This window comes from Aeromonas sp. Y318-1 (genome assembly GCF_027706125.1).
Lineage (GTDB): Bacteria > Pseudomonadota > Gammaproteobacteria > Enterobacterales > Aeromonadaceae > Aeromonas > Aeromonas hydrophila.
Genome location: NZ_JAPDCM010000002.1, coordinates 455,398 through 472,871, shown reverse-complemented (window position 1 = coordinate 472,871; position 17,474 = coordinate 455,398). Strand labels below are relative to the sequence as shown.

The 17,474-nt window shown below is 46.6% G+C and carries 15 protein-coding genes and 2 pseudogenes; 16 read left to right on the top strand and 1 reads right to left on the bottom strand.

What is annotated here, in order from left to right:
* Positions 1–50 precede the first annotated feature (50 nt).
* Genes rfbC through OKB87_RS04695 form a run of 12 tightly spaced genes read left to right on the top strand, consistent with a single transcriptional unit; the run spans position 51 to position 12,974 of the window.
* Entirely contained in the window at positions 51–605 is a 555-nt protein-coding gene (rfbC, locus tag OKB87_RS04750; RefSeq protein ID WP_270805162.1) for a dTDP-4-dehydrorhamnose 3,5-epimerase, read from the top strand.
* On the top strand, positions 605–1,843 hold the full coding sequence (locus OKB87_RS04745) for a flippase (RefSeq protein ID WP_270805163.1): 1,239 nt from the start codon (positions 605–607) through the stop codon (positions 1,841–1,843). Before rfbC ends, OKB87_RS04745 begins: the two co-directional genes overlap by 1 nt.
* 43 nt (positions 1,844–1,886) lie before the next feature.
* Positions 1,887–3,110 (top strand): EpsG family protein, encoded by a 1,224-nt coding sequence (locus OKB87_RS04740; RefSeq protein ID WP_270826628.1) that lies wholly within the window; start codon positions 1,887–1,889, stop codon positions 3,108–3,110.
* 20 nt (positions 3,111–3,130) lie between these two features.
* Entirely contained in the window at positions 3,131–4,030 is a 900-nt protein-coding gene (locus OKB87_RS04735; protein WP_270805167.1) for a glycosyltransferase family 2 protein, read from the top strand.
* Positions 4,031–4,038: 8 nt separating this feature from the next.
* Positions 4,039–5,148: a glycosyltransferase gene (locus OKB87_RS04730; protein WP_270826616.1), complete on the top strand. Its 1,110-nt coding sequence runs from the start codon at positions 4,039–4,041 to the stop codon at positions 5,146–5,148.
* Between the two features lie 23 nt (positions 5,149–5,171).
* Positions 5,172–6,209, top strand: a complete 1,038-nt coding sequence (locus OKB87_RS04725) for a polysaccharide biosynthesis protein (protein ID WP_270805170.1) — start codon at positions 5,172–5,174, stop codon at positions 6,207–6,209.
* A 2-nt stretch (positions 6,210–6,211) separates the two neighbouring features.
* Positions 6,212–7,096 (top strand): dTDP-4-dehydrorhamnose reductase family protein, encoded by an 885-nt coding sequence (locus OKB87_RS04720; RefSeq protein ID WP_270805171.1) that lies wholly within the window; start codon positions 6,212–6,214, stop codon positions 7,094–7,096.
* Complete coding sequence (gene wecB, locus OKB87_RS04715) at positions 7,081–8,217, top strand: non-hydrolyzing UDP-N-acetylglucosamine 2-epimerase (RefSeq protein WP_270805173.1); 1,137 nt, start codon at positions 7,081–7,083, stop codon at positions 8,215–8,217. The genes OKB87_RS04720 and wecB overlap by 16 nt, the downstream gene beginning before the upstream one ends.
* Positions 8,214–9,425 carry a glycosyltransferase family 4 protein gene (locus OKB87_RS04710; RefSeq protein WP_270805174.1) on the top strand — a complete coding sequence of 404 codons (1,212 nt, stop codon included), beginning with the start codon at positions 8,214–8,216 and terminating at the stop codon, positions 9,423–9,425. Before wecB ends, OKB87_RS04710 begins: the two co-directional genes overlap by 4 nt.
* On the top strand, positions 9,422–10,402 hold the full coding sequence (locus OKB87_RS04705; RefSeq protein WP_270805175.1) for a UDP-glucose 4-epimerase family protein: 981 nt from the start codon (positions 9,422–9,424) through the stop codon (positions 10,400–10,402). Before OKB87_RS04710 ends, OKB87_RS04705 begins: the two co-directional genes overlap by 4 nt.
* Positions 10,396–10,953: a sugar transferase gene (locus tag OKB87_RS04700; protein ID WP_244060774.1), complete on the top strand. Its 558-nt coding sequence runs from the start codon at positions 10,396–10,398 to the stop codon at positions 10,951–10,953. The genes OKB87_RS04705 and OKB87_RS04700 overlap by 7 nt, the downstream gene beginning before the upstream one ends.
* Positions 10,954–11,012: 59 nt before the next feature.
* Positions 11,013–12,974: a polysaccharide biosynthesis protein gene (locus OKB87_RS04695; RefSeq protein WP_270805176.1), complete on the top strand. Its 1,962-nt coding sequence runs from the start codon at positions 11,013–11,015 to the stop codon at positions 12,972–12,974.
* A 73-nt stretch (positions 12,975–13,047) separates the two neighbouring features.
* Here OKB87_RS04695 and OKB87_RS04690 read toward each other — a convergent pair.
* A pseudogene (locus tag OKB87_RS04690) lies at positions 13,048–13,266 on the bottom strand (IS66 family transposase); the annotation flags it as partial.
* Here OKB87_RS04690 and OKB87_RS23665 point away from each other — a divergent pair.
* From OKB87_RS23665 to OKB87_RS04665, 4 genes and pseudogenes are all read left to right on the top strand, one after another.
* Positions 13,198–13,582, top strand: a pseudogene (locus OKB87_RS23665) (dTDP-4-dehydrorhamnose 3,5-epimerase family protein). The pseudogenes OKB87_RS04690 and OKB87_RS23665 sit on opposite strands and share 69 nt — an antisense overlap.
* A gap of 19 nt (positions 13,583–13,601) precedes the next feature.
* Entirely contained in the window at positions 13,602–14,681 is a 1,080-nt protein-coding gene (locus tag OKB87_RS04675) for an LPS O-antigen chain length determinant protein WzzB (protein ID WP_270805178.1), read from the top strand.
* A 90-nt stretch (positions 14,682–14,771) separates the two neighbouring features.
* Positions 14,772–16,487, top strand: a complete 1,716-nt coding sequence (locus tag OKB87_RS04670; RefSeq protein ID WP_270805179.1) for a PglL family O-oligosaccharyltransferase — start codon at positions 14,772–14,774, stop codon at positions 16,485–16,487.
* 263 nt (positions 16,488–16,750) lie between these two features.
* Entirely contained in the window at positions 16,751–17,404 is a 654-nt protein-coding gene (locus OKB87_RS04665) for a YceH family protein (RefSeq protein ID WP_270805181.1), read from the top strand.
* The last annotated feature ends 70 nt before the right edge of the window (positions 17,405–17,474 follow it).

Sequence of the window (17,474 nt, the reverse complement as noted above, 5' to 3'; positions counted from 1 at the left end):
GTTAGTATTTCCCGAATCCCGAATCCCGAATCCCGAATCCCGAGAAAAATATGAATGTAATCAAAACAGCTCTTCCCGATGTGCTTATCTTTGAGCCAAAAGTATTTGGTGACGAGCGTGGTTTTTTCTTTGAGAGTTTCAACCACAAGTTGTTTGAAGAGGCGGTAGGATATTCGGTTAACTTTGTGCAGGATAATCACTCCAAATCTTCAAAAGGAGTACTGCGTGGCTTGCACTATCAGTTACCGCCCCATGTCCAGGGTAAGCTGGTGCGCTGTGTGGCTGGTGAAGTGTTCGATGTGGCGGTGGATATTCGCCAAAGCTCGCCCACTTTTGGCCAGTGGGTTGGCGTGCATCTGTCTGCCGAAAACAAGCGCCAGCTATGGATCCCGGAAGGGTTTGCCCATGGCTTTGTCACTTTGAGCGACGCGGCAGAGTTTTTGTATAAGACCACTAACTACTATGCACCACAGAGTGAAGGGGCAATCCGTTGGGATGATCCACAAGTGGGTATTGAATGGCCGATTGAAGGCGAAGTGAGTCTATCCAAGAAAGACCAAGAGGCAGCCAGCTTGATTTATGTAAACAATGCTGAGTTATTTTAATGAGTATATTACGTAATACCGCATGGAATTTTGCGGGATACATATTGCCAACAATAATAACTATCCCGGCACTTGGCTATTTAAGTCGAGTGTTAGGTTTTGAGTTGTTTGGTATTTTTACGCTTTCACTTGCCTTGTTTGGTTACGCAAGTATTTTTGATGCAGGCCTAACTCGAGCAGTAATTAGAGAAGTCTCATACTATCGAAACAATTTCCATGAAAAATTAAAAATAATTGCCACGTCAACAATTGTGGTAAGTTTTTTAGGGTTTATTGGTATGTTAATCATATTGTGCTTAGATAAAAAATGGCCAATATGGTTAAATGTATCAGAAGGTTTTTATACAGACTTACAAGACTCAATGAAATTGTTGGCTGTGATGGTCCCTATTTTTTTGGTCGGGCAAATTTGGTTGGCTATTCTAGAGGGCGAAGAGCGCTTTGCTAATTTAAACTTGCAAAAGACAATCACAGGCAGTGTGCAGGGGGGATTACCCGCACTATTTGTACACTTTAGCCCAACTTTGATGAGCGCTATCTCTGGGTTACTGATTGGGCGTTTATTGGTGATGTTTCTAGCAATTTATACATCGCGCAAAATATTGTTCAGCATGCGTTTTAATATCGATTTTATTGTATTAAAAAGGTTAATCTCATTTGGGGGGTGGATTACCCTAAGTAATATTATTAGTCCAGTAATGAGTTACTTTGATCGATTCATCGCCTCTAATATGTTAGGTGCATCACATATTGCTGCATATACTGCACCATCAGAATTGATTTCTCGTTTAAGTATGGCGCCGGGTGCTTTGTCTAGAGTGATTTTTCCAAAATTGGTTGCGTGTGATAAAGAAGAACGAAATAAAATTAAAACGAAGTCTTTTTATATTATGGCATTGCCGATTCTTGGTCTTTCTATTATTGTCGGGGTTTGGGCTGACAAATGGCTAACCATGTGGCTTGGAAGCAGTTTTTCCAACACCTCACCATTAATTTTACAAATTTTATTGGTTGGGTTTTTTTTCAATTCTCTCGCATTAATTAGCTTTTCCAGTTTACAGGCTAAAGGGCTCTCTAATGTGACTGCATTTGTCCATGCTATAGAGGTGATACCATATTTACTGGCTTTATTTTATGGCATTAAAGAGTTCGGAATGATTGGTGTTGCTGTATGCTGGACCATTAGAGTGTCTCTCGATTTTTTACTTATGTTTTTTCTGGATAAGAAATTCGAATAGTATTTTCGAAAGAGCAAAATCATGAAAAGTATTTTTGGGAGGTATGGTGTATTATTTTACATTCGTATTCTTAATGTTATTTTTAACTTTCATTGAAAATAGTTATAAAAAAGCTATTTTTTTGTCATTTTTTTTGTTTTTTCTATTTTTAGGGTTTAGTTATCCAAGTGGAAATGATTTTGTTGGTTATTTTACAAATTACAATTGTTTAGTTAATCATACTTGCAATAGTGACAATTTGATTAAGTTTGAATCTGGTTATAACCTTCTTGTTTTGATTTTCGGGCAACTTGGTTATCAACTAACAATAGTTGCTATTGCCATTTTCAATGTGGTATGCGTATTCAAATTTATTCAGAAGAATAAAATTGGGAATGGTAGTTTTGTTTTTTTTGTACTGCTGACCATGCTTGGGTGGGTTCTTTATATTGAAGCAATAAGACAAGCTATGGCAATGTCGATATTCTTGTATGCAATACAATATCTTTATACTAAAAAAATAGCCAAGTACGTTTTTTTTGTGTTGCTATCTACTATGTTCCATTCGAGTGCAATAATAACGTTATTATTTATTTTCTCCGTAGTGGTTAAATCAAGATGGATTATTTATTTATCTGGTATGGTAATGTTGATTGTGTATTTGTTGTTTATTACCATTCCTAATGAAATCATTTATGGTGCCATTTTATTTTTTAAACTGTTACCTGATTTTATTGGTAATACAGTGGTTGAGAAGTTGAATTTTTACATGATGTCCGATGCCTATAAACCACAGGTGTCAATAGGTATTGGTGCAATTATTGATTTTTCTCTGGTATGCTTGTTTATTATTGCACTGAGAGATTTAAAAAATAATATTCATGATGAGACGTATAATAGAGGCTTTAATATCACCCTTGTAGGTATATTCTTTTATGTTTTTTTTGCAATGCTAATTGGTCGATATATGCCTGTCTTGACTAGAATTGGCTGGTTCGGGATTCCATTCATTATAATTTTATTTTCTCAATACTTTAGGGGGGATGTTTTTTATAAAATTCAATATCATAATCGTTGGCAGCGTGTAATTAGAATTTTAATTGTATCTTTTTTATGTATGCAGTCGTGCAGACCATTGGTGTATGATTACTCTGGTCATGCTGTCTTAAATCAGCAAAGTATATTCGAGAATATGAATGGGCTTGATGATAAGTCCTTAGAAAAGTTATCCCATGACAAATGTGTTTATCTAAGTAATATAGGCTATGGATATTTATGTGGTTGGTAATTACTCATGGAGTATAATTAATGGCCTGTAACTTCGATAATTTTAAAGTTGATATTATATTAGCAAGCTATAATGGTTCTACTTTTATAGAGGAACAACTTTATTCAATTTTGAGCCAAACACATAATAATTTTTCTGTAATTATATCGGATGATGGTTCTACCGATGATACGGTAGAGAAAATATTACGTATAGCCAACGAAGACGATAGAGTTAAATTAGTAAACAAAGAGCGAGTTGGCGGTGTAGCAAAAAATTTCAACAAGGCTCTCAGTTTCAGTGATGCAGATTATGTTATGTTATCGGATCAAGATGATGTGTGGTGCCAAAATAAAATTGAGCTAATGTTGTCATTTTTAATAAAGCATGAAGAACAGCTTGGCGCTAAATCCCCGGTGCTTTGTTATTCTGATCTGATTTTAGTTGACCAAGATTGTAATGTTATTGCGAACAGCTTTTATAAAATAAATAAATACAATCCTATTCATAATCAGGATGTTCATTTTCTATCTTGGCGCTCGACAATATATGGATGTACATGTATTTTTAATAAATCCTGTGCTACTCTGGCTTATCCGTTCCCTAATGGGATACCAATGCACGATCATTGGCTTGCTTTAGTCGCATTAAAGTTTGGTGGACTGTATTTTTTGGATAATCCAACAATTCTTTATAGGCAACATTCGAATAATGTTGTTGGTGGCGCTGCATTTAATAAATCTCTTTTTATGAAGTTAAAAAAAACAAAAAAACTAATTGCTGGAATAAAAATTGCACAGCAAGGCTCTCTTGTTTTGAGAGCGTGGTTAGGTGATGAACGTGGAAAAATTAAATTTTTTGGGGAGTGTATATGGCCATATTTTCATGAGAAGAAATTATACTCTTCTATATTTACTTTTTTTCATTTTTTTGGTAAATAAGTTTTTATATGGATAGATTACAACATAACGAAGTAGGTTTTATTTTAGTTAATGCAACAGCCTTATCCTCCGGTGGTGCACTAACAATTCTCCGGCAATTTGTTACACACGCGGCATTCACGAATAAAAAATATATTATCTTTTCACCCATCGGCGTGTCACTCGAAGTACATGCTAATATTACCTATGTTGAAGTGGATACCAAATCTTGGCTGAGGCGAATTTGGTGGGATAGTTTCGGTTTAAAACGTTATATCAAGCAACATAACATCGAGTCTGAACTGTGTATTTCATTGCAAAATACGTCGGTGAATATTGGCTGCCAACAATTAATTTACTTGCATCAACCTCTCCCCTTTACAACTGTTAAGTATGTTTTTAACAAGCAAACAATAAAATACTTTTTATATAAGTGGTTTTATAAATTTTTTATTCTCTTATTTGTCACTAAGAGCACGCGGTTTGTCGTGCAAACACAGTGGATGAAGGCTGCGCTGGCACAAAGTGGTGTGGCAGAAGGCAATATTTCGGTGTTTACGCCAGATATCAAGTTGCCAGATGGGCATCACAACAAGCGCTCAGAACAAACACAACTGCTAACTTCCGAGCAAGTTACTTTTTTTTATCCAGCTTCATCGCTTTTTTATAAAAATCATTTATTGATTTTGGATGCGTTAGCATTACTTAATACTAGGCAGGTAAACAAGAAATCTCAATTTGCGGTGACATTAGCCATTGGCGATCACCCTGTATTTGATGAAAAAGTGCAGCAGTTAGGGTTAAGTGATAATGTGGTCTATTTAGGCGTAATGTCCTACGAGCAAGTGATTGAGTATTATATTTCAGCCGATGCAGTGTTATTCCCCAGTTATATAGAAACTTTTGGCTTACCACTTGCCGAGGCAGGTGTGTTAGGTAAAAAAATCATCTGTGCGGATTTACCTTATTCCAGAGATGTATTGACAGGTTACCAAGGTGCTAGCTTTTTGGACTATCAAGATGCAACTAAATGGGCAGATGAAATGGAATCTGTTCTTGGGCAGCAAACGGTATTACAATTTTCGCCTTTGTCATTTGCACAGTGTGCAACGTGGAAAGATTTTTTTGATTTTATTTAAATTTTAATGGTGTTGAGGTTGGTATGTTTAAAGATAAAGTCCTTCTTATCACCGGTGGCACCGGTTCTTTCGGCAACGCAGTGCTGCGCCGTTTTTTAAATACGGATATTAAAGAGATCCGAATTTTCTCCCGTGATGAGAAAAAACAGGACGACATGCGTAAATTCTTTAAGTCAGACAAGCTTAAGTTTTATATTGGTGATGTGCGCGACTACCAAAGCGTTGCTAATGCCATGCGTGGGGTGGATTATGTTTACCACGCAGCAGCGTTAAAACAGGTACCCTCCTGTGAGTTCTATCCACTGGAAGCGGTAAAGACCAATGTATTGGGTACTGAAAATGTACTAGAGGCCGCTATCAGCCATGGCGTTGAGCGAGTGGTGTGTTTGAGTACTGATAAGGCGGTATATCCAATCAATGCCATGGGTATTTCTAAAGCGATGATGGAAAAGGTGATTGTTGCCAAGAGCCGTAATCTGGAACACACCAATACCACTATTTGCTGCACTCGCTATGGTAACGTGATGGCATCGCGCGGTTCAGTGATCCCACTGTTTATTCGCCAAGTCGTTAATGGCGATGCCATTACTATCACCGACCCGGCGATGACCCGATTTATGATGACCCTCGATGATGCGGTCGATCTAGTATTGCATGCCTTCGAGCATGGTAAGAATGGCGATATTTTCGTGCAAAAAGCGCCAGCGGCTACCATTGAGATATTGGTAAAGGCCTTGCTGGATATCCTTAATCAACAGCAACATCCGGTGAATGTGATTGGTACTCGTCACGGAGAGAAGCAATTTGAAGCACTCTGTAGTCGCGAAGAGATGTTTGTTGCGCAGGAGCAGGGGCAATACTTTAGGGTGCCTGCCGATAATCGTGACCTTAATTACTCCAAGTATTTTGAAGAGGGTGAGCAAGATCTGTCGCAGATTGAAGATTACAACTCCCATAATACCGAGCGCCTCGATGTAGCCGGGATGAAGCAATTGCTGCGCAAGCTCGACTTTATTCGTGAAATCGAAGCCGGTAATCTAATCGTGCCAGAAGGAGTATAACGGTGAATGTGTTAATCCTGGGTGCTACCGGCATGTTGGGTTACAGCCTGTTTAGCAATTTGGCTGATAACCCAGTATTGAACGTTACGGGCACACTGCGTAGCTTAACCGGCAAGGCGGCTTTTTTTACACATTACCAGAAGCAACTGTTGCATGGTATTGATGTCACCGATATCGCTAGCATTGAACAGGCGATTGTCACTGCCAAGCCAGAGGTGGTGATCAATTGCATTGGCTTGATTAAGCAGCACGATATTGCCAAGCAGCATGTGGCAGCGATTGAAATCAATGCCCTGTTGCCACATCAATTGGCAGCTTTGTGTGACCAATATGATGCGCGGTTAATCCATTTTTCGACCGACTGTGTGTTTGATGGAAAGCAAGGCATGTATCAGGAAACTGACTTGCCGACCGCAACGGATCTGTATGGCAAATCTAAGTGCCTAGGTGAGGTTAACTATGGTCGCCACCTAACCTTGCGCACCTCGATCATTGGCCATGAGTTGGATTCTTCCGTGAGCTTGGTTGATTGGTTTTTAAGCCAATCCGGTACTGTGAATGGTTTTTCCAAAGCGGTGTTTTCTGGATTGCCTACTTGCTATATCGCCAAACTACTGGCTGATAACATTCTGAACAAGCCTGAGATCTGCGGGTTGTATCATCTATCGGTTGAGCCGATTGATAAGCACAGTTTAATCTCGTTGGTGGCCGACATTTATGGCAAAGAAATTGAGATTAATGAGTCAACCCAACTGGTGATTGATCGGTCGCTCGATTCTAGCCGCCTGCGTCAAGCGCTGAATTTGACTGTGCCCAGCTGGCATGAGTTGATTGAATTTATGCATAACGATTATTTGATAAGGTATGTGCCATGCAAAAAAAACTAAAAGTGATGACCATTGTTGGTACTCGCCCGGAAATTATTCGCCTGTCGCGCACTATCGCCAAGCTAGATGAGTTTTGTGATCATACCTTGGTGCATACCGGTCAGAATTATGATTATGAGCTCAATCAAATTTTTTTTGATGATTTAGGTATTCGGGCACCAGATGTTTTTTTAGAGTGTGCCGGTAGCAGCGCCGCCGAAACCATGGCACAAGTAATCAGCAAGTCAGATAAGGTATTTGCCGATTTAAAACCGGATGCACTCCTTATTTTGGGTGATACCAATAGTGCCTTGGCGGCTATTTCTGCCAAGCGTAAGAAAATCCCGATCTTCCATATGGAAGCAGGTAACCGTTGCTTTGATTTGCGGGTGCCGGAAGAGATTAACCGAAAAATAGTGGATCACATTTCTGATGTGAATATGCCTTATAGTGATATTGCGCGTGAATATCTGTTAAACGAGGGAATTAAGCCTGACTTAATTGTTAAAACCGGTAGCCCGATGGATGAGGTGCTGGCGTTTTATCACGATAAAATTCACGCTGCCGATGTGGTAACTCGCCTTTCACTCACTAAGGGGAAATACTTTTTGGTGAGTGTGCACCGTGAAGAGAATGTGGATTCAGATAGAAATATTCACAGTTATGTGAGGGTATTAAACGAACTTGCAGAAAAATACCAATATCCGATTATTGTTTCGACTCATCCGCGTACTCGCAAAAAAATTGAAGCATTGAATTTAACTTTCCATCCTTTAGTTAATTTGTTAAAGCCACTTGGTTTTAGTGATTATGTTCGTCTGCAGATGGATGCCAAGGTAGTGCTAAGCGATAGCGGTACCATTACGGAAGAGTCATCCATCTTGAACTTCCCTGCCATCAATATTCGAGAAGCACAGGAGCGCCCAGAAGGATTTGAAGAAGGGGCTGTGATGTTCACTGGCATGAGTGTTGATCGTATCCTGCAAGCAATTGAAATTTTGGGGCAGCAGCCGCGTGGGGCAACGCGCTTGATCAATAAGGTACAAGATTACATTGCACCGAATGTATCAGACAAAGTGCTGCGCACCATTTTAAGCTACACCGATTATGTTAATCGAGTGGTTTGGAGAAAGTCGCTGTGAAGATTGCCCTGTTCCCTGATGATTATTTACCTGATAGTACTTTAGTGCATGCCAAAATGTTCCATGAATTAGCATTAGAGCTTAAAAGGCTTGGTCATGAGCCGATAATAATTACACCTAGCCATGGTAAACAAACCAAACGCCTTCAGGTCGATTATTTAGATGGTGTAGAAATATGGCGTTTTCGTAACCCACCTATGCGGGGGCAGGGCAAGGTTAAAAGAGTGATAAGCGAAACACTGCTATCGCTTAACGCTTTTTTAGCAATTAAAAATGTCAAGGATGTATCTTCATTCGAACTATGCATTAATTATTCTCCAACTATTTTTTTTGGTCCACTAATGCATTGGTTCAAACGTAAAGTGAAAACATTCAATTATTTAGTGCTGCGAGATATGTTCCCACAATGGGTAATCGATGAAGGGTTAATTTCGGCTAAGTCACCCGTTGCTTCATATTTCCGTTTTTTTGAAAAATTCAATTACAATGCATCCGACTGCATTGGTTTAATGTCACCTGCTAACGTTGATTATTTTAGGGTGCTGCATCCTTACTACAATAATTTACAGGTATTAAGGAACTGGGCTGATATTAATCCAGTCAGTCGTTCGTCACAGCTTATAGACATCAGAAAAACATATGATTTAAATGACAAAGTCATATTCTTTTATGGTGGGAATATCGGTCACGCGCAAGATATGCGTAATTTATTGCGTTTGGTCAAGAATATGGCACCATATTCAAATGCCCACTTTTTGTTTATTGGACAAGGCGATGAATTTGCGTTGGTCAAGCAGGCTATAACTGTTGAAAGCCTTAACAACCTAACGCTGCTTCCTTCAATCAATCAAGATGCCTACAAGGAAGTTTTGACGCAGGTTGATATTGGTTTGTTTTCATTAGCTAAAACACATAAGGCGCATAACTTCCCTGGAAAGTTGCTTGGTTATATGCTTCAGTCTTTGCCTATTCTGGGTAGTGTTAATAAAGGTAATGATGTAATAGATTTCATTAATGGCCAAGGTGCCGGTTGGGCTTGTATTAATGGTGAAGATGAAGAATTGTTAACGGCGGCAATTAATCTTTTAAAAGATAAAGCATTGCGCGTTGAAATGGGTATGCGTGGTTATGAAACGCTTAAAGCTAACTTTTCAGTAGAAGCCGCCGCACAACAGATAATTGATACATTTTTAGAGTCAAAAAAATGACAATATTACTAACCGGTGCCACCGGGTTTGTGGGTAATGCAGTGTTAAAGCAGTTAATGCAGCAACCTGATGTGGCCGTCCGTACCTACGGTCGCCGTGCTCCGGTGGGGGTGAATGCTGACAGTGCTGTCGATGCCAGTGCTCAAGAGATCTGCCATGTGACGGGGGAGATCGGCGCTGTGGCGGATTATGCCCCTGCGTTGGTGGATGTTGATGTGGTCATTCATTGTGCCGCGCAAGCGCATGTGATGAATGATTCAGCGAATAATGGGATAGATATTTATCGGGATATTAATGTTGATGGTACCTTGCACTTGGCACGGCAAGCCATTACCGCGGGCGTGAAGCGTTTTATCTTTATCAGTTCCATTAAAGTGAATGGCGAATCGACCAGCGATAGCCAGCCCTTTACGCATGATTGTGCTGCAGCACCTGAGGATGCCTACGGGCGTTCGAAACAAGCCGCTGAGGATGGGCTACGAACATTGGCAGCTAATTCCAGCATGGAGCTGGTGATTATTCGCCCACCTCTGGTTTATGGGCCCGGAGTTAAAGGTAATTTTTCTTCATTGCTGGCTATTGCTAAAAAGAATCTACCGTTGCCATTGGGGGCTATTCATAATCAACGCAGTATGGTTGCCCTGGATAATCTGGTCGATCTTATTATTATCTGTATCCGTCATCCACAAGCGGTGAATCAAACATTTTTAGTCAGTGATGGGAACGATATTTCAACCTCCCAATTACTTGTGATGATGACCCAGGCGGCGGGTAAGTCGCCACGGTTATTGTCAGTGCCAATGAGTTGGTTAAGGTTGTTGGGACGGGTGACCGGCAAACGGGCTGTGATTGAGCGATTATGTGGCAATCTATTGGTTGATATCAGCTATACCAAAGAGATATTGGGTTGGCAACCACCGATATCGGTAGAGGAAGGTATTAGGCGCTGTTTTATTAAGGATAAAGGAAAATGTTAATTCGAACGCTTGATTTTTGCGCGGCTTTTTTGGGGTTGTTATTTCTTTGGCCTGTTTTGTTGGTCGTTACTCTGATCGGCCTGTTTGATACTGGTTCGCCTATTTTTGTACAAGAGCGGGTGGGGCGTTACAAGAAGCCATTCAAGTTAATTAAATTTCGCACCATGTCGACTGATACCCAGTCTGTGGCGAGCCACTTGGCTAGTACGAGTTCCATTACCAAGCTTGGGGCATTTTTACGCAAAACGAAAATTGATGAACTACCGCAGCTTATCAATGTGCTCAAAGGCGAGATGAGCTTGGTTGGGCCGCGTCCTAATCTCTTTAATCAGGAGGAGCTGATCAAAGAGCGTGATGCATTGGGTGTGTATGAGGTATTACCTGGTATTACCGGTTTGGCACAGGTTCAAAATATCGATATGTCAACTCCGGCATTGCTTGCCAAAACAGATCGGCAGATGATAGATACCCTGACGTTAGCATGCTACTTCCGCTACATCATTATGACGGCAACCGGTAGCGGTGCTGGCGATGCTGTTGGGTCTAAGTAGTGTTACCATGAGTTGTTCTGTTTGATCTTCTTCACCGTTGTTAACTAAATGGTGCCATTATGTTGAATTACTTCTTGGCTATTCCCCGAGTTTATAAGCAGGTTGTTAGTATTTTTGTAGATTTATTATTACTCTGCTTGGCTTTTTGGGGGAGTTATTGGGTAAGGCTGGATGCCAATATTCCATTGCAAAGCTTATCGCATTGGCAAATTCTTACATTTTTGCTGCCAATTACCATTCTCGTATTTATGCGGTTAGGGCTTTATCGCGCGGTATTACGATATGTTGGTTTCAAGGTGTTGTGGACAGTATCTCTCGGTGTTCTCCTCTCCACTATGTCTTTGGTCATGCTGGCGTTTTTTATGGAGGTTCCGCTTCCTAGAACGGTATCGGTTATCTATTTTGCTTTTTCGGTATTACTGGTTGGGGGGGCTAGACTGTTCTTTCGCGCACTGGTAGTCCGTGGTAAGCAACAACGAGTGGCTGTGCTGATATATGGCGCAGGCTCTTCTGGACGGCAGTTGCAATTAGCATTGAATCAAGGGCAAGAGTACTTGCCTGTGGCCTTTGTCGATGATGATCCTGCTTTGGTCAAAGCAGTGATCCAGGGAATAAACGTTTACAGTGCCGATTCTATTGAAAAGTTAATTGAAAATTTTGATATTAAGAAAATATTACTAGCCATGCCGAGTGCTCCGCGTAGTGTCAGGCAAATGGTGATCAATCGATTAGAGCAGTGTCCATGCGAAGTACTGTCAATTCCTGGTATGGCTGACTTGGTTGAGGGGCATGCTCATATCGACGAGCTGAAAGAGGTCAGCATTGAGGATTTGTTGGGGCGTGATGCGGTTGCTCCGATCCCTGAGTTGATCAATGCCAATATATCTGGTAAGCGGGTGATGGTGACGGGGGCGGGCGGCTCTATCGGCTCTGAATTGTGCCGTCAGATAATTCGTTGCAAGCCCGCGAAATTGGTGTTGTTTGAGTTGTCTGAATATGGTTTGTATGCGATTGATAAAGAGCTGCAAGAAATCAGTCAGCAAGAAGGGTTGCAGGTTGAGATAGTGCCATTGTTGGGGTCGGTGCAGCGGCAACATCGCTTGCAAGCGGTGATGAGCACCTTCCAGATCCAGACGGTTTACCATGCTGCGGCTTACAAGCATGTCCCCCTAGTTGAATACAACGTGGTTGAGGGGGTGCGAAATAATGTGTTTGGTACCCTTTATTGCGCTCAGGCAGCCATCAGGGCTAAGGTTGAAACCTTTGTGTTGATTTCGACTGATAAAGCGGTGCGCCCCACCAACACCATGGGCACCACCAAGCGATTGGCCGAACTGGTGTTGCAATCGTTGGCCGCCGCGCAACGGCAAACCCGTTTTTGCATGGTGCGTTTTGGTAATGTTTTGGGCTCATCTGGTTCTGTGGTGCCACTGTTTCGCAAGCAGATCCGCGATGGTGGCCCGTTGACCTTGACCCACCCTGACATCATTCGTTATTTCATGACCATTCCTGAGGCGTCGCAGCTGGTGATCCAGGCGGGTGCGATGGGGCAGGGGGGCGATGTGTTTGTGTTGGACATGGGGGAGCCGGTCAAAATCATTGATTTGGCGCACCGGATGATCCGCTTGAGTGGCTTGAAGCTCAAGAGCGAGCAGTACCCCACTGGTGATATTGAAGTGAAGATAACTGGCTTGCGCCCTGGTGAGAAGCTGTTTGAAGAGCTGCTCATTGGCGAGCAAGTTGAGGGCACTGCCCACCCCCGGATCATGAAAGCCTCTGAGTTAATGCTGCCATGGCCACAACTGCGGGCGTTTTTGGCCGAGCTCGATAGCGCGTGTTTCCGCTTTGATCATGAACAGATCCGTAGCCTGCTGTTAAGTATGCCGACCGGCTTTAATCCCACCGATGGGATCTGTGACTTGGTGTGGCAAGCAAAAAACACCTTGGAGGATGAACCGTGCCTGAGTGTGGTCGAGGACATTGATTTCCTGAATTCAGAGAGTCATCAGCCGATGCATTAAGCGACTTGTCTTATGGCATGCCCCGTGATTTCCCGTGAATGGCGGGCCAGATGATGGACAGAAGGATCAATGACTAGTATGGGCCGAGGGTATCCGTTTTCTCGATGCAGGCTCGGACGATGGCGCGCAGCCACGCCTGGGGACAACGTCCCAGGCGTTTGGCCGTCTCAACCAACGACAGTATCCGTTGTCGAAACAGCTCCCCACGATGTGAACACACGCCATAGCTCCCTTTGCGCCACAGCATCTCGTCGTCCTTGATGAGCCATTCGCAGCGCCCCCGATAGCGCCTATCTCTGGGAGTATCTTCGATGTGGCGGTCGACCTACGCCCTAATAGGGTCAGCTATGGCCAATGGGTTGGGCAGCACCTTGATGCCGATTCGCCCATGTCGCTCTGGAGCCCCCGGCTTTGTCCACGGTTTTTATGTTCAAAGCGATATGGCGACGGTGCTCTATAAATGCACCGACTATTACCGCCCTGAATTTGAGCGGACTATTAATTGGGCTGATCTTGCGCTGGCTATTAGTTGGCCGCTAATCGAAAATACGCCCCCGATCTTGTCTGACAAAGATCGTCAGGCCCCTTTTATTAACTCTCTAATCTGATTAGGAAATGACCACTGTTATGACCAACAAAGAGATAACCCCCAACGTTGACGCTCGATTGCCCCAGGGTTGGCAAGCCTCTTCCGGTGACGAGATCGATCTGCGCGAGCTGATCCTGGTGTTGTGGCGTGAGAAGGCGCTAATTTTGCTGATTACGGTGTTATTCGCCGCTGTGGGTGTAGGTTATGCGTTGACAGCTCCCCAACAGTGGTCCGCCAAGGCGGTGATCACTGCCCCCAAGCCGGAAGATTTGCTACCGTTGAATAAGATATCGGTACGAGCCTCTGCACTGGGGCTCACAGGGTTTCCAGACGGGAAAAGTCTCTATCAGGAATTTGTACAGGAGTTCAACGCTTATGAAAACCGTCGGGATTACCTGAAAGACAGCCCGCTGTTTACTGAGCAGATAGAGGAATCAGCTTTGGATGCCAAGGCTCAGAGACGTTGGCTGCGTGACTGGGCCAATCTGGCGACGGCTAAACCTGTAGATAAGAAGGGAGAAGAGCCGGGGATTGCCATTACATTTGCGGCTCCAGCCGCGGAAACGTCGCTGGCGATGCTGGAAGGATATGTCGGTTACATCGTCAAGTTGCAACAGCAGAAATTGATCGAGCGGTTAGGTGCACAGCGTGATTTGCAACTGGGAGAGATGAATACACGCTATACCGTGATGCAGGAAGAGGCCAAGCGTGCCCTGCAGCAGGAGATCTCCGAGGTCGCGCTTGCCAACCGTGTGGCCAAGGCGGCGGGGGTGAGTACGCCGTTGGAACGGACTAGCAGTCAGGAACGTTTCTCCATTTTGCTAGGGTCCAAGGGACTGGAAGAAAAGCTGGCCTTGCTGAAGTCCCTTGATCTGTCAGTCTATCAACCCGAGTTGCAGAAGTTGCAGGCACAGATGGATCGCTTGAAGCGCATCTCTCTGGAGGGGATTGATTTTCGTCCATTTTCCTATCTGGACGCACCCGACGAACCCCAGAGCCGTGACAAGCCCAAGCGCCCCTTGGTCGTGGTGCTGGCCACCCTGCTCGGCGGCATGCTGGGGGTGGGCATAGTGCTGGTGCGCCATGCGTTTCGCAAGCCCGAGCCAGAACAGGCATAATCGTTGCCAAGTGCATCAAAGGGGGCTCGGCCCCCTTTTTGTTGCCTGGGGGATAGTGTTATGAACATGCATGCATGGAGGTCAGGGAAGATGACGTCAACAGCAAGGGCCTTTGGGGTGATCAGCGTGCTGTACTGGCTGCTGGGCATGCATTTCTTTATGCACAACCCCGGCGGGGCCGGGCTCTATCTGCCGTTCAACGCCTGGGGCTGGATCTTCGCGAGCCTGGTGATGGCCCTGGGGCTGTGGCAGGTCACCCTCAACCAGCGGCTGATGGCTTCGCCGCTGCTGACGGCCCTGTGGCTTGGCGGCTTGCTGCTGTTGCTGCCCATGGCCTATCCCGGCTTCGAGCTCAAGGATTACGCCATTCCCCGGCTGCTGGGGCTGTTTGCCGGTCTGCTGTTCCTCGCCAGCCTCTACCAGTGGCGGCTGGATCGCGGCGCGCGCGACCGGCTGCTCTATCTGCTGCTGGGTGCCGTCGCCATAGAGGCGCTGCTCGGCCTGGTGCAGTACTACCTGCTGGTGCCGGGCAACTGGCTGGGCTATGACACCAAGGTCAACCGCCCCTACGGCATCTTCCAGCAACCCAACGTGATGGCGAGCTTCATGGCGACCGGCTTGTCGCTGGCCATCTGGCTGGAGCTGCGGGGCCATGGGCATCCCTGGCTCAGGGGGCTGCGCTATGGGGTGATCCTGGCAACGTCCCTGCTGCTGGTGGTGGTGCAATCCAGGGTGGGGCAACTCGGCGGGGTGTTGGCCTTGCTGCTGCTCGTGCCCCGGTTGCACCGTGAGCGGTTGCTGGGCCGGGTGCTGGGTCTTGTGGCCCTGGGGGTTGCGCTCGGGCTGGCCTCCCAGTACGGGATGGCGGGGGCAAAGCGGGGACTGGAGATGTACCAGTCCGGCGGCATGCGCTCGGTCTACTGGCCCTATGCTGCCAGGCTCATCGCCGAGGCACCCTGGACCGGCTGGGGCTACGGCAGCTTCGAGTCCGTTTTTCTGCAGCACTACATGGCCGACAAGGCGCTGAACCCCGCCATGGTGCAGATCGAATACAACCTGGATCACCCCCACAACGAGTTTCTCTACTGGGCGGTGGAGGGGGGGCTGGCCCCCATGCTCGGCATGGTGCTGATGGGGGGCACCCTGCTGTGGCGGCTGGGTCGTGCTGGTATCGTCAGGGGGGCGGCCTTGCTGGCCCTGGTCACGCCCATCCTGCTGCATACCCAGACCGAATATCCCTTCTACCACGCCATTGCCCTGTGGTGGGCGCTGCTGTTGCTCATCCATGTGGTGGATGCGGAAGTGGAGGAGGAGGGGCTGGCCGGCCACGCCAACTGGCGGGAGCATGTCTGTCGCCCCTGGCTCTTGCTGCGCTTCGCGGCCATCGCCATTCCCCTCATTGTCGTGCCCTTTATGCTGACGGCCCTGCACACCGCCTGGGTGGTGACCAAGTATGAGCGGGGCGGTTACAAGCAGCCGGCGCTTCTGCTCGACATCGTCAATCCCATGGCCTGGCTGACCCGGGTGGAGTTTGACGTGAACGCGGTGCGGCTGATGGTGGGCCTGCAGAGCAACAACAAGGGGGAACTGGAGGCCTATCTCGACTGGGGGCAGGGGTTCGTGCGCCATACCCCCAGGGCCAATATTTACGCCAACATGGTGATCGCCCTCAATGCCCTGGGGCGGCGTGAGGAGGCCGATCGCCTGCGGGCCGAGGCCTTGGTGCTTTATCCGGGTGAGCCCTTGCTCACCGGCTCGGCGGCGAGATCCGTTGCCGCGACCCTGGAGCGCAAGCCCTCTTCGTGAGGGCCGTTTCAATCTGTCTACCATCACGGCCGCCTTTGCGGCCGTGATGGTTTTTGTGCCCGCCTCGTTGAAGGGGGAGGGGGCTGGTTGCCAAAGAGGCTCCCGGCCATCCGTTCACCTCGCCCGCGCACCGCGGCCGTTTTGCTGTACAAGGTTGCAGCAAGGGTTTCATCGGCTCGCAAAAATGGGGTTATCTGCTGGACGGCGCAAGCGCCTTGGTTAAGATAACCGTCTTAACGTCTTGTTTGGCAAGGGAGTATGACATGGAGATAGTACTAGGCTCATTAGAGGCCCGCGTGATCGGCTGCCTGATAGAGAAAGAGATCTGCACGCCGGATCAGTACCCTCTCTCGCTCAATGCGCTGGTCAACGCCTGCAACCAGAAGAGCAACCGCGAGCCCGTGCTGGAGCTCGCCGAGCTGGACATCCGCGCCGTGATCGACGAGCTGATCCGCCGCCGCCTGGTGGTCAATACCGCCGGTTTCAACGCCCGGGTGCCGCGCTATCAGCACCGCTTCTGCAACACCGAATTTGGCGAGCTCAAGTTCACGGCCCAGGAGCTCGGCATTGTCTGCGAACTCTTGCTGCGCGGCCCGCAGACCCCGGGTGAACTGCGCTCGCGCACCAATCGCCTGTGCAGTTTCGACGACGTGACCGAGGTGGATGCCGTGCTGGCCGGCCTCGTCGAGCGGGGGCCCTATGTGGTCAAGCTGCCCCGGGAGCCGGGCAAGCGAGAGTCCCGCTACGCCCACCTGTTCGGCGGGGAGATAGACCTGGAGGCCCTGGCACAGAGCGCACCGGCAGTCAGCCACGCCTCTCCTGCCGCCGATCGCCTGAGCCAGCTGGAAGAGGAAGTCGAGCGCCTCAAGTCGCAGTTGCAGGCGCTGGAATCCCGCCTGGCACGGCTCGAAGGCTGAGGGTGACTCCTGGCTCAATCAAGAGGCGCTGCGGCGCCTCCAGATCCCTGCGCCGCTTTTTTTGTGCTAA

What these genes read in the sequence shown, in the direction of transcription:
- rfbC (WP_270805162.1), top strand. Translation starts at nt 51, where the DNA reads ATGAATGTAATCAAAACAGCTCTTCCCGATGTGCTTATCTTTGAGCCA.
- OKB87_RS04745 (WP_270805163.1), top strand. Translation starts at nt 605, where the DNA reads ATGAGTATATTACGTAATACCGCATGGAATTTTGCGGGATACATATTG.
- OKB87_RS04740 (WP_270826628.1), top strand. Translation starts at nt 1,887, where the DNA reads ATGGTGTATTATTTTACATTCGTATTCTTAATGTTATTTTTAACTTTC.
- OKB87_RS04735 (WP_270805167.1), top strand. Translation starts at nt 3,131, where the DNA reads ATGGCCTGTAACTTCGATAATTTTAAAGTTGATATTATATTAGCAAGC.
- OKB87_RS04730 (WP_270826616.1), top strand. Translation starts at nt 4,039, where the DNA reads ATGGATAGATTACAACATAACGAAGTAGGTTTTATTTTAGTTAATGCA.
- OKB87_RS04725 (WP_270805170.1), top strand. Translation starts at nt 5,172, where the DNA reads ATGTTTAAAGATAAAGTCCTTCTTATCACCGGTGGCACCGGTTCTTTC.
- wecB (WP_270805173.1), top strand. Translation starts at nt 7,081, where the DNA reads ATGCAAAAAAAACTAAAAGTGATGACCATTGTTGGTACTCGCCCGGAA.
- OKB87_RS04705 (WP_270805175.1), top strand. Translation starts at nt 9,422, where the DNA reads ATGACAATATTACTAACCGGTGCCACCGGGTTTGTGGGTAATGCAGTG.
- OKB87_RS04700 (WP_244060774.1), top strand. Translation starts at nt 10,396, where the DNA reads ATGTTAATTCGAACGCTTGATTTTTGCGCGGCTTTTTTGGGGTTGTTA.
- OKB87_RS04695 (WP_270805176.1), top strand. Translation starts at nt 11,013, where the DNA reads ATGTTGAATTACTTCTTGGCTATTCCCCGAGTTTATAAGCAGGTTGTT.
- OKB87_RS04675 (WP_270805178.1), top strand. Translation starts at nt 13,602, where the DNA reads ATGACCAACAAAGAGATAACCCCCAACGTTGACGCTCGATTGCCCCAG.
- OKB87_RS04670 (WP_270805179.1), top strand. Translation starts at nt 14,772, where the DNA reads ATGACGTCAACAGCAAGGGCCTTTGGGGTGATCAGCGTGCTGTACTGG.
- OKB87_RS04665 (WP_270805181.1), top strand. Translation starts at nt 16,751, where the DNA reads ATGGAGATAGTACTAGGCTCATTAGAGGCCCGCGTGATCGGCTGCCTG.